11 protein-coding genes and 1 tRNA gene are annotated in these 11,074 nt (G+C 53.9%); 5 read left to right on the top strand and 7 right to left on the bottom strand.

Annotation, left to right across the window (positions count from 1 at the left end):
* Positions 1-69: 69 nt before the first annotated feature.
* Together ACOTWU_RS13725 and ACOTWU_RS13720 are read left to right on the top strand one after the other, a co-directional pair.
* Entirely contained in the window at positions 70-492 is a 423-nt protein-coding gene (locus ACOTWU_RS13725) for a helix-turn-helix domain-containing protein (protein ID WP_310889570.1), read from the top strand.
* Entirely contained in the window at positions 375-1,532 is a 1,158-nt protein-coding gene (locus ACOTWU_RS13720; RefSeq protein WP_232964277.1) for a tyrosine-type recombinase/integrase, read from the top strand. The genes ACOTWU_RS13725 and ACOTWU_RS13720 overlap by 118 nt, the downstream gene beginning before the upstream one ends.
* A gap of 15 nt (positions 1,533-1,547) precedes the next feature.
* Here the strand turns inward: ACOTWU_RS13720 and ACOTWU_RS13715 are convergent.
* Positions 1,548-1,624: transfer RNA gene (locus ACOTWU_RS13715), tRNA-Arg, on the bottom strand.
* 303 nt (positions 1,625-1,927) lie between these two features.
* On the opposite strand from ACOTWU_RS13715, the gene ACOTWU_RS13710 reads away from it, so the two are divergent.
* The 3 genes from ACOTWU_RS13710 to fimZ all read left to right on the top strand — a co-directional run bounded on the left by ACOTWU_RS13710 (position 1,928) and on the right by fimZ (position 4,773).
* Positions 1,928-2,590 carry an EAL domain-containing protein gene (locus tag ACOTWU_RS13710; RefSeq protein WP_039271435.1) on the top strand — a complete coding sequence of 221 codons (663 nt, stop codon included), beginning with the start codon at positions 1,928-1,930 and terminating at the stop codon, positions 2,588-2,590.
* Between the two features lie 24 nt (positions 2,591-2,614).
* Complete coding sequence (locus tag ACOTWU_RS13705) at positions 2,615-3,331, top strand: helix-turn-helix transcriptional regulator (RefSeq protein WP_017383240.1); 717 nt, start codon at positions 2,615-2,617, stop codon at positions 3,329-3,331.
* 809 nt (positions 3,332-4,140) lie between these two features.
* A complete protein-coding gene (gene fimZ, locus ACOTWU_RS13700; RefSeq protein ID WP_003858901.1) occupies positions 4,141-4,773 on the top strand; it encodes a fimbria biosynthesis transcriptional regulator FimZ in 633 nt (210 codons plus the stop codon).
* A gap of 50 nt (positions 4,774-4,823) precedes the next feature.
* Here fimZ and sfmF read toward each other — a convergent pair whose 3' ends face one another.
* The 6 genes from sfmF to fimA all read right to left on the bottom strand — a co-directional run bounded on the left by sfmF (position 4,824) and on the right by fimA (position 10,830).
* Positions 4,824-5,345 (bottom strand): fimbria assembly protein, encoded by a 522-nt coding sequence (gene sfmF / locus ACOTWU_RS13695; RefSeq protein WP_017383239.1) that lies wholly within the window; start codon positions 5,343-5,345, stop codon positions 4,824-4,826.
* A gap of 9 nt (positions 5,346-5,354) precedes the next feature.
* Positions 5,355-6,362: a type 1 fimbria D-mannose specific adhesin FimH gene (gene fimH, locus ACOTWU_RS13690; RefSeq protein ID WP_023296054.1), complete on the bottom strand. Its 1,008-nt coding sequence runs from the start codon at positions 6,360-6,362 to the stop codon at positions 5,355-5,357.
* Positions 6,355-8,913, bottom strand: a complete 2,559-nt coding sequence (locus tag ACOTWU_RS13685) for a fimbrial biogenesis usher protein (RefSeq protein WP_252049330.1) — start codon at positions 8,911-8,913, stop codon at positions 6,355-6,357. The genes fimH and ACOTWU_RS13685 overlap by 8 nt, the downstream gene beginning before the upstream one ends.
* 14 nt (positions 8,914-8,927) lie before the next feature.
* Positions 8,928-9,620: a type 1 fimbria chaperone FimC gene (gene fimC / locus ACOTWU_RS13680; protein ID WP_017383236.1), complete on the bottom strand. Its 693-nt coding sequence runs from the start codon at positions 9,618-9,620 to the stop codon at positions 8,928-8,930.
* A 34-nt stretch (positions 9,621-9,654) separates the two neighbouring features.
* Positions 9,655-10,197 carry a type 1 fimbrial protein subunit FimI gene (fimI, locus tag ACOTWU_RS13675; protein ID WP_017383235.1) on the bottom strand — a complete coding sequence of 181 codons (543 nt, stop codon included), beginning with the start codon at positions 10,195-10,197 and terminating at the stop codon, positions 9,655-9,657.
* 69 nt (positions 10,198-10,266) lie between these two features.
* Positions 10,267-10,830: a type 1 fimbrial major subunit FimA gene (gene fimA, locus ACOTWU_RS13670; RefSeq protein WP_003858911.1), complete on the bottom strand. Its 564-nt coding sequence runs from the start codon at positions 10,828-10,830 to the stop codon at positions 10,267-10,269.
* Positions 10,831-11,074 lie beyond the last annotated feature (244 nt).

Here is an 11,074-nt window from a genome sequence, read left to right as displayed (position 1 = left end):
TGACCGGAAACTTCTCGGTGAAGCGGAATGCCCGATCGCAGATCTAACTCACGCAACTGATAGCCAGTTATGAGCTGGCTATTGGGTGCGAAAGCGCCACCTCGTGATCCCTTTTGCCCGGCCCTGCGCCGGGTTCTTTTTGCCTGGAGGAAATTCATGGTTGAGGCAAAAACACTGACAGCCAGACAGGCGGCCGAGCTACTAATCACCTCACCGAGAACTGTCTACCGTCTTATCGACTCGGGGCAGCTGGCCGGGAAGAAGATCGGGAACAAATACCGCACAACCGACGTTGCCTGTATTGCGTATTTACATGACCCGCGCGATCCTGTTTCCGCGAGCGCGGGTGAACATAAAGGAGAAATTTTATGTCAATCACCCTCAGAGGCGGCGTCTGGCACTGTCATTTCGTTACGCCGTCAGGGAAAAGAATTAGACGATCTCTTGGTACGGGGGACAAGAAACAAGCGCAGGAGTTGCACGACAAGCTGAAGGCTGAAGCGTGGCGGGTTGATAAAATTGGGGAACTACCGACGAGGACGTTTGAGGAATGTTGCATCAGGTGGATCCGTGAGAAGGAGCATAAGCGGTCACTCGATGACGATAAGACCAAAATCGAATACTTCCTGCGGCATTTCTCCGGCCGGGATCTTTCAACCATCACGGCTGAACAGGTTCATGAAGCTGTTTCGAAGATGGTCAACCGTAAGCATATTCAGGTCTGGGAGTCGCGCAGGGACGCGGCTATACGCCGGGGGAAGGAACCGCCTCCGTATGTTGAGAAACCGGTAAGCCAGGCCACAAAGAGCCAGCACCTTTCGTTCATGCGATCTCTGTTCAAGGCTGCGGCTAATGACTGGGGCTGGATTAAAACGGCCCCGGTTATAAAAACCAAAAAGCCGATCAGCAAACGCATCCGATGGCTGACCAGGGACGAGGCAGAACGGTTAATTGCCTGCATGCCGGAGTCGATAAAGCCGGTGGTGATATTTGCACTGGCAACCGGCCTGCGCCGCTCCAACATCATTGATCTGGAGTGGCAGCAGGTCGATATGCAGAGAAAGGTTGCATGGGTAAATCCGGAGAACGCGAAGGCGGGCAAGGCTATCGGCGTGGCTCTGAATGATACCGCATGCAGGGTGTTAAGGGACCAGATCTGGAAAAGTTCCAGGTGGGTATTCGTTCACACGAAGCCATCAACGCGCCCGGATAAAACCGTCACTCCGGCTGTCCGCAAAATGCGAGTGGATGACAATGTCGCATGGCGCATTGGACTGGAAAGAGCTGGTATAGAGGACTTCCGTTTTCACGACCTTCGGCATACATGGGCGAGCTGGTTAATTCAGTCCGGCGTTCCGTTGTCCGTTCTGCAAGAAATGGGCGGCTGGGAGTCCATCGAAATGGTACGTCGATACGCTCACCTGGCGCCGAACCACTTAAGCGAACACGCACGGAAAATTGATGCCATTTTTGGCAACCATGACACAAATACGACACAAGGAGGAAATCAGGCTGGCTTGAAACTTGCGTAAGTGACTGTTCTTAAATGGCACGCCCTGTAGGATTCGAACCTACGACCTACGGCTTAGAAGGCCGTTGCTCTATCCAACTGAGCTAAGGGCGCACGGAGAAGAGTGTACTTCGCGGTGGTGAAACGCCTGGAATTATACGGTCAATGCGTAGTGAGTCAATGCCTTTTCCGCCTTCTCTGGCGATAATGACTAGCTGATTGTAAATACGGCTGTTTTTTCAACATTTATCCCTCTTTTACGGGCTGCGAAAAGGCTTAGCCGCTTTTAAGTAACGCCTGCTGTTTTCCTGTTTACTTCACCTTCACACTGTCCAGCGGTAACCCGGCCGCCTGGAGGCTGGAAGTGAACAGGACGACGGAGTGACAGCGCCAGACCAGACAGGTTTTCCCTCGTGCGTGCAGCACATCTCACACGATATTACAGGCATTAAGCTTGAACCCATTGTCGCCCTCTCATCTTCGCGCACGGTGGGGGCCGAAGTGCTCAGCGTGCTGTCGCCGCATCAGCAAAACGAAAGCTTTTTCAAGGACTGGTCCGCCGCCCGGGCGCTTATGCTGCTGGAAGCACAGATCGCCGCGTTAAAAAACCCCTGCCCCTGTGACAACCTTTTCATAAATTTGCCGATAACCGTTCTGACCATACCGGAAATGTTCCAGCGTTTACTGCAACTTAACAGCCCACCGCTGAACATTGAACTCGTGGAGCCTGCCTCGTTCTTTACACTCTCAGACCCGGCGCGTCTGAGGGTGAGTTGTGCGCTTCAGCAGTTGACCGCGCGAGGACACCGGATCTGGCTGGATGATATTGATGAAGCGTCAGGACAAGCATTTTTATCCTGCCGCCTGCCATTAAGCGGAATAAAAATCGATAAGATCGCTTTCTGGCGTTTACGTGAAACGCAGGCGCTGACACAGCTGGTCACCCTTTGTTCAAAAATCGCTGCGAATGTGCTTATTGAAGGCATTGAAACAGAACGGGACCGTACTTGCGCGCTTCATGCTGGCGCGCGCTTCGGTCAGGGATATTATTGGCCATCCTGGAGATGGCAGGAGGACTGAACGGTCATCGCCAAGAGGGAAGCTATGCGAATGACAGTGCGCCGTTACCGGCGTCGTCGGACAGGAAGTGATTCACTGGGTTCTACGCACTCGCCTTTTGCTCTCCCATTTTTTGATCGTCTCGAATATTTGAGCCAGTCAATCAACCAGACCCGCAAAACCGATGCTCCCTTTATCATTCTGGTCACACAGGATAATTTTTTCCGTTCCGGTTTACTGAGCGGGCAGTCGCCCCTGAGCAATTGCTGCGACTATTCCACGCTGGAAGCCGCCCTCAGTGATTTAAATCACTGGCCTTCATCGCGTCTGGTAATAGACATTGAGAGCCGCGCCTCGCCGCTCATCGACCTGCTGGACCGATTACGCCGCCACAGCCTGTTCGCCCCCTACCTGACACCCTACCTGCTCGTCCGCGCCGATGATTATGATGCCCGCCTGTTTTGTAAAGCGGCTGGCCCTTTTCATGTGCTTGAACGCCAGCTAACGGCGCTGGCTATGCAACAAACCTTGCTGGAAGCACCGTCACCGGCCGGCAACCGCAAAGAGTGGTTTTCACGGGATGAATGGCCGATCTTACAGGCGCTGTCGCAGGGGAGCTCCTTGCGGCAGATCGCGCAGTTACAGAACCGCCCCTACAGCCGCATTATTTACCGTCTCAGCTGCATCCTGGCGAAACTTGGGCTGAATCATCGTCATGAGTTGCTACATCTTCTCAACAACCTCTCAGATTTCACGTATTAACGTATTCAGTAACTTCTTAATTCCTAAAGACCTTTAGGAAATTACTTAGGATGTATGTTAAATTTTTGTGTTTTTTAACAAAACTTTCGATTTTATAACTATTCCTAATTCCAGGTCTTAAACCATGCGAAATGCTGCCGGTACGCTCAACGAGAGTGATTTTATCCATGCGTTAAGGTTCTGGCGCTTCAGTTAACAGGATGATAATGGTGTAAAAACAAGCGATTCACCTGTAAAAGAATGCGATGAGAGGTGAAGAAAACAGCAGATAGTACTGTTCTGTTGTTGGGAACGGCAATTTGCCAGGAGGCGTTTGAAACGGAGAGATGACGCACGAAATGGCGGATTTCAGGGATGGCAGGCAGGCGGGATGCTGGTTGTCACAGCCTGCTCGCTGTTAACATTCATTTAACATACAGTAAAATCGTTTATTTTTTGTTATTACATAAAGATGAAAGTGTGTGGTAAATGCAATATCAGGACATTTTTGCTAATTTTAAAAAGTTAGTGATTCAGATCCAGAACATAATAATCAGCAATATATGGATATTAATTTACAGGCTTTTCGGACAATACTTAAACGGTATAATAAGACGTGTTTGACACACTAATAAGAAAAATCATTTTGCCATAACCAGCCTTATGAGATAACTGCGCTGAGGCATTGATATCACCACTACGTAAACAAGGATGCTTTCGCTCTTCCCAGGGACATTTACCGTACAAGGATCTGCGCAATTATCCTTCCGGCTTTTCGAGAGTTTTAACAAAACTCAGCATAACGCTTTTAACAATCTGAGGCATAAAAAATGAAACCGGCATCCGTTATCATTATGGACGAACACCCTATCGTCAGAATGTCGATAGAAGTCCTGCTACAGAAAAATAAAAACATCCAGGTCAAACTGAAGTCAGGCGACAGCCACGAGGTGCTTGACTGTATACGCAACCACCCCATTGATCTGGTCATTCTCGATATTGAAATGACGGGCACAGATGGGTTTGTATTGCTGAAAAGAATCAGGAACTTAAATAAAGACATTAAGGTTCTTTTCCTCTCTTCGAAATCTGAAGCCTTCTACGCAGGACGCGCCATCCGCGCCGGGGCAAATGGTTTTGTCAGTAAGCGAAAAGATCTGGGGGAAATTTATAACGCGGTGGAAATGATCCTGACGGGCTATTCCTTCTTCCCCTCAGAAACATTGAGTTTTATAAACCATCTGGGCTCGCGGACGGGCGCCGCCGTGGATATGCCATTATCGAATCGTGAAGTGACGGTTCTGCGATATCTGGCGAACGGATTATCTAATAAGGAGATTGCGGATCAATTATTACTTAGCAACAAAACAATTAGCGCCCATAAGTCTAATATCTTTTCCAAGCTGGGCGTGCAAAGTATCGTTGAATTAATTGATTACGCGAAGGCGCACGAATTACTATAATCCTACCCTCTCCCTGCAACATATAACCGTTACAGGGAGAGTGGATACGATTAATTATAATTAATCATGAAAGTTGCATCGGCGTCAGCCCGTCCCGGCTGCGGGTTATCCGCCGTGGCGATATAATTGGCATAAAACGACAGTTCGGCATTTCCCTGCGCATCTACCGCCACCGTCTGGCTGGTCTGCTGCAACGCGAGGCGCGTTTTATCCCGGTCGAGGATCTCCACGGCCACGTTGCTGGCCGCGCTGGCATCATTCAGCGCCAGCAGGCTGTTATCATGCCCGTCCATCTTCCCCGTAAATGTGACCGAAGCCGCCCCCGGCGGACATCCGGTCAGCTTCAGGGTGAACGGTACAGGCTGCGTCCGGCTCCCCGTTGTGCGAAGCTGTTTCGTGGGCCAGGTGCCGAGCGTGACGGTTTTATTGCTGTCGTCCCCCTCCGCCACGCAGGTAAAATCCACGATATTGCCGTAGAGCTGAATGTTAATTTCCCCAAGCGCCGTCTCTGCGTGTGCAGGGGAGCAAAGCGCAAAGAGCGCGACGGCTAAATACCGCATTCCGTTTCGCATACCTGCTCCTTAGTCGTAGTCGACGCGTAAATAGCCGCGAGAGGTAAAACGCCCCTCGGCAGGTTTTTTACCGGTTACGCTGACGGGCCACGCGCGGATCCCCACCTGCGCCTGAGCGCTGTCGTCCAGACGGAACGGGATTTTGCTGGTCAGGTTGTTGGGCGTCAGCGGCACGCCATTACTGTTGGCAATCACAAAACCCACATCCGCGTTATCGGAAACCAGCGTACTGCCTGAAACCTTCTCCGCCTCAACACGCATCGTGAGCATGGCGTTCGCCTCGACGTTGGTGCATTTGATGCCGATGGTTTTGCTTTGCGCTGAGATCCCCTCCGGCTTATTCCCGATGCCTGCTTTACTGAACAGGGAGGCGCCGATGTCTCCGAAATCGAACTCCACCACATTCCCGGCATTAATTTCACAGCTCTGAGGCACCTGAATAGTCCCGCTGTAGCTGATGGTATAAACCGGCGTGGTGAGCGGATCCGAGGAGGTCGTGGTGACGTAAACCCGGAACATGGTCGCCCGGGGGATCACCACCATATTGATAAAGCGTCGGGTCACTTTAAGCCGGAAGACGAGGCTGGAATCCTGTACGCCAAACGGTTTGTTTTTAGACACATTCGGGTGGCTCCCCATCTGGATGTAGCTTTTGGGCGGATAAAACGTGCCAGCGTAGCTGTCGGTAATTTTCATCGCCCCGTCCAGATAGTCGTTTAGCTTCAGATACTGGTAGCCATCGCTGGTGCCCGTAACAGGGAAATCGGTAACATAGCTGCGCTTGGTGGTGTTCCCGGACGTTCCCTTAGGGCAGACGGCGTTGACGCCCACCCACTGGGACTTCTCGCTGAGCGTGACAATCTGCCCCACCTGGTTATTGGAGCTGTTAAATTTATCCGTCAGGTCGTAATACACCTCCGTCGGCACGCCATTTTCATTGACGCAGACCGTGGCGAAGGCCTCAGATAGCGGAAAAAACGCCAGCAGGGATAGCCCCAGATAATGGATTTTATTCACAGCGGATCCCCTTAAGTGTGATCGCCTGTTGCAGGCTTTGTTCTGGCAGGCTGTAGGGCGCACGACACTGGGACTGTTTCCCGTCTCCCCACTGAATCAGCAGTTCTCCGCTCAGCGGCAGCCCGCTCAGGTAAATCTGACCGTCATCTCCCACCATGCTGGTTACGCCGCTCTGTGTCTCACGCACCACCGCCCCAAACGGTACAGGCTGGTTATCACGCTTCACGGTGAGCAGCGCACGCACGCCGATGCGGGTGTCAAAACTGGCGCGCACCAGCGCACCGTTCGTCGGCACGACGCTGGAAACGTTATTTTCAATGTCGGTGTTGTTGCTAATAGTGTTGGTGTCGAGCGCCACGCGGTTGTAACGGTACACCGTGGCGTAAGGCATCACCGCATAGCCACGCCAGTCTGTTTTGACGCCGGTCTGGTTTTCGACGCTCACGCCTGACGCGCCCGGCGCTTTGATCAAGACGTTGGTATCGCCCAGCGGCTGACTGAATGTGATGCCGTCTGAATGCCCTACCACGCCGCCGGAGAGCTGCCAGTTGAGGTCGTGCTGATCCCGGGCGTAGTTGTAGCCCACGCCCAGCGTGCCGTACGTCGCCTGCCAGTTAGCGCTGGCGCTGCCGCTGGCACCGTTATTGCTGGTGTGACCCTGCGTGACGCTGTAGTTCAGGTTACGATCCTGGAGCAGCGTTCCGCTGATCCCGGTCTGCCAGCTGGTATCACCGTCGCTGTTACGGCTGGCAGAGGCTGTGGCATAGGCCCGGTCGATCGCGTTATCGCGACGGTAGCCGTGACGGGTGAACAGGCTGAACGGGACGGAGACGTTGAACGAGGCGATCCGGTCGGTTCCGTCAATGCCGACTGCCTTGTTCCACGACCAGGATAAGGCGTAGCTGACCCCTTTCACCCCGCCCGCGTAGCCAAGCTGATACCAGACGTTGGATTCGCTGGTGCCCCAGTAACTCTGCTGGCTGCCCGACACGTACACCGAGCCGTAATCGCCGAGAGACTGGGAGATATTGAGCTGGAAACGCCCTTTTTTATTCAGCGTCAGGTTGTGATAGCTCTGCACGTCCGGCACGCCGTCATCGTCCTGATCGTCGCCATACTGGTAGCCTTCCATTGTGCGCCAGGCCACATCGTCGAGGGTGTAGAAGCCTTTGGTCGAGTAGCGATAGCCCAGCAGCTGGAAGTTGGTGCCGAATCCGTTAAGAGATTTTGCGTACAGGAACCGCAGGGACTGCCCTTCATGGCGGCTGTCATCGGCAAGCTGGCTGCGGGCATGGGTGAGATCAAGTGAAACCGCCCCCCAGTCACCGAGGTTTTTACCCGCGCCAATGGCGATGGCGGTATAGCGCGAGGCCAGCTGCGTTCCGCCGTACAGCGTATAGCCGTCGGCAAGACCCGCAATCATCGTACCCTGAGTAAAGAACGGCGTGTCCTGCTCGCTGTTGCCGCTGCGATAGTCCCCTGCCACCAGATCGTATTTCCAGCGTCCTTCACGCTGGAGCAGCGGAACGGTGGAATACGGGACGGTGTAGCGCTGCTGGCTGCCGTCCCTCTCTTCCACCGTCACCTCCAGGTCACCGCTTGAGGAGGTCGGGTTAAGGTCAGTTATCGCAAAAGCCCCCGGCTGCACATAGCTCTGGTAAATCACGTATCCGTTCTGGCGGATCACCACTTTGGCAGGGGTGCGGGCGATTCCGCGCACGGTAGGCGCGTAACCTTGCAGGCTGTCCGGGTACATACTGTCGGACGAATAGAGGCGACCACCGCGAAAACCAACGCTGTCGAAGACATCGTTACCGGTGTTGCTGTCGCCAAGCACCAGCTCGCTTTTCAGCGGGATGATCGTACGCTGCGCCCAGGTACCAATATTTTGCCAGCTGCTGTGCCGCTGGCCGTTGCTTTCGGTATAACGCCACGCGCCGTTATTGCGTAATCGCCAGGCGCCATAGTTCAACCCGCTTTGCAGGTTCAGATAGTAGCTGTCGTCGTCGCTGCCCCTGTTGCCGGTAAAGCTGTAGTTCAGCAGCGCGGCGGGGATGCCTTCATCCCACTGTTCAGGTGGAATATACCCGCGGGCGCTGTTTTGCATCGCCACCTGAGGCAGGCTGACGTTCAGGCGCAACGAGGCGAAGTTGAACGCCGTTTCGCTGCCCGGAATAGCCGTGGTGAGCGGAACGCAGGTATCGCCCTGCACGTTGCTCAGTTCCGGGAAGGCGGCGATATTGACGCCAAAGCGATCGAGCATCGCGCGCGTAATGCACGGCGACAAACCGCCCGCGACCGGCGGCGCGTTGTCAGCTTGCTCAAACCGCACGTCCTGCGTGCCGATAAACTCATCGTTACGCCAGATATCGACGCGATAGACGCCCGGTGCCTGCTGGTGGCCTTTTTCAAAACGCGACAAATCCGCCACGCTCGCCGTGTCATCGGAGAGAAACGCCGGGTTAAAGTAGCTTTCGCCCCAGCCAGCGAGTGGCCAGAGCGTTGCCATCAGTGCCAGCGCAACCGGGCAGTAACGCCATTGAGTGTTCATCGCCCTGTCTCTGCTCACAGGCTGACGCTACGCGCCGGCGTAATGGCGCCATAGTCATTCACACTCTGCCAGGAGAGCGTGCCGCTCGCAGCGGCAGGCAGCACCTGCTGCGCCGAGCTTTTAGGAGCAACCATCAGGTTATCCAGCGTCTGACCGCCGAGCTTCAGATTGACCAGCGTGACGTAATACGGCGAGGCATTGCTCACCTTAAGATGGTTGCCGACGCGCTCAAAGCGCAGCTGTGAGAGCGCCTCTTCCGGCGGCATCGCCAGGTTAGCCGGGCGAACAAACAGCTTGATACGTGACAGAATAGCCAGTTGCAGGACGTTGTTGCCGTCCTGATGTTTTTTGCTGACGGAGGGAATCGCTTTGACGTTCATGTAAAAGAGCGATTCGCGATCGGCAGGCAGCGCCGGGCCTGCGTAGATAATGCGCAGGGTGTTTTCGCTGGCCGGCTCGCTGACAAACAGCGGCGGCGTGACGGCAAAGGTTTTTTCCTTTTGCCCGTTGGCATTTTCTATCCACGCGTTAATTAAATAGCGCTCTTGTTTATTGCTGTTGGTGATCGCCAGCGACGTTTGTTTGGCATCGGCCGGATAAATAACGCGCGTCGCGCCCAGCGCAATTCCGCCGGACGCATTCGCGCTGGCAGAAACCATCATCAAAATAAAAGATAAAAACAGTCCAGGTTTAATCAGGGTGTTCATCACAACCGTACCTTTAATAATTAGTTCGCAGGCGTCAGGGATAAATCAACGTAAACCAGACATTCGACTGAATAGTGCCTGGTACAAGGTGTTCGGAAATTGCCCGGTAGCGGGCGCTGAAATGAAATACCAGCTCGCGGGTGTCAATGGGTAACCAGCTCACCGCCGTCGCGTTCGGGATGATCTGACGTTGCTGTTCGTCAAAAAGCGCCAGCCCGACACCGCTGCTGACCGCATTTTCCCCCGGCCGCGATGTCGCCAGGAAAACCTGCGGATCTTCTGCCGGTGTCACTCCCTGGAACTGGATCCCCACGGTGCGGGAGACGTCCACGCTGCAATCCAGCAGACGTACGGTGAAAGGCACATTAACCGTGGAAAAGCTGCCGACGCCGGAAAAGGCGTTTGTGCGGTATTGCCCCATATCCACGCGCATATTCTGGCTGTCCGGGGCCACGGCGCAGCCGCCGTTCACCAGCTCTCCCCTGAGGTGTACTTTGCCGCCGTCTATGACCACGGTATGTGCGTTTACCGCTGAGGCAATCGCAAGGGCACACAGCAGTATCCCAGTCCTTGTCATCCTTCGCTCCCGGTATAGGCGATCAAAAGACCTCTTCCCTGAGGCCAGCCACATCCCTGTACTCAGGCATTACTCGTATTTCATTACGAATGTTGCGTCCGCGTTTGCCTGGCCTGGCTCGGTGGTCGCCGCCGTGGCTTTATAGCGCGCGGTGAAGTTCAGGGTGTTAGTCCCTTCAATCAGGTTCTGCGCCGCAGAGAAGGTGGCGCCGTCCGGGGTCAGCGTGGAGGATTTGCTGTCGAGGATCTCAATACCCACGCCCTTCGCGGAGTTGTCGTTATTACCGGAGCTTACCGCCAGCAGCGTTTTGTCGGTGGCGTCGATCTGGCCGGTAAACGCGACAGCAGCGGTTTTCGCTACCGCAGGATCGCAGTCGTTCAGTTCGATGGTGAACGGAATATTGGAGGTGGTGTCACCTACTTTAGTGAATTTCGCGGTACGGTACTGGCCAAGATTAACCGTCTGCTCTGAAGAGTCAGTATTCACTGAGCACGCGGCATTCACTAATTCACCTTTAAAATGCACCGTACCACCGTTTACAGATACAGGCGCTACCGGATCTTCTGCGTGAGCGGCACCCGCGACCAGGGCCAGAGTTGCAATAACAGTAGAAGCAATGTTGCTGAGTTTCATGTCTATTCCTTTAAAATGTAAATAACCCTTCCCGCGCATATTCGGGAATAAGAAATACGATCAATTAAAAAATTGAAGGCTTATTTCGGAGAGGACAAAGTAGCTCAGGAATCTATTTTGTAATATGTCAAAACGCTGCCATTTTGCCAGGTCACATCCTAATCACCTCTAAGAAATTGACCATGCCCTGAGAAGGGATTTTGCGGGACATCGATGAAATCTCGTAAAGGGTGACTGACAGCGG

The sequence above is a fragment of the Enterobacter cloacae complex sp. GYL001 genome (assembly GCF_049237125.1).
Taxonomy (GTDB): Bacteria; Pseudomonadota; Gammaproteobacteria; order Enterobacterales; family Enterobacteriaceae; genus Enterobacter; species Enterobacter hormaechei_C.
This window is presented reverse-complemented; position numbering and strand designations above follow the sequence as displayed.

Bases quoted from the DNA above. Each gene is read 5' to 3' on its own strand.
- ACOTWU_RS13725 (WP_310889570.1), top strand. From the start codon at position 70: ATGAGCTGGCTATTGGGTGCGAAAGCGCCACCTCGTGATCCCTTTTGC.
- ACOTWU_RS13705 (WP_017383240.1), top strand. From the start codon at position 2,615: ATGCGAATGACAGTGCGCCGTTACCGGCGTCGTCGGACAGGAAGTGAT.
- fimZ (WP_003858901.1), top strand. From the start codon at position 4,141: ATGAAACCGGCATCCGTTATCATTATGGACGAACACCCTATCGTCAGA.
- sfmF (WP_017383239.1), bottom strand. From the start codon at position 5,345: ATGCGAAACGGAATGCGGTATTTAGCCGTCGCGCTCTTTGCGCTTTGC.
- ACOTWU_RS13685 (WP_252049330.1), bottom strand. From the start codon at position 8,913: ATGAACACTCAATGGCGTTACTGCCCGGTTGCGCTGGCACTGATGGCA.
- fimC (WP_017383236.1), bottom strand. From the start codon at position 9,620: ATGAACACCCTGATTAAACCTGGACTGTTTTTATCTTTTATTTTGATG.
- fimI (WP_017383235.1), bottom strand. From the start codon at position 10,197: ATGACAAGGACTGGGATACTGCTGTGTGCCCTTGCGATTGCCTCAGCG.
- fimA (WP_003858911.1), bottom strand. From the start codon at position 10,830: ATGAAACTCAGCAACATTGCTTCTACTGTTATTGCAACTCTGGCCCTG.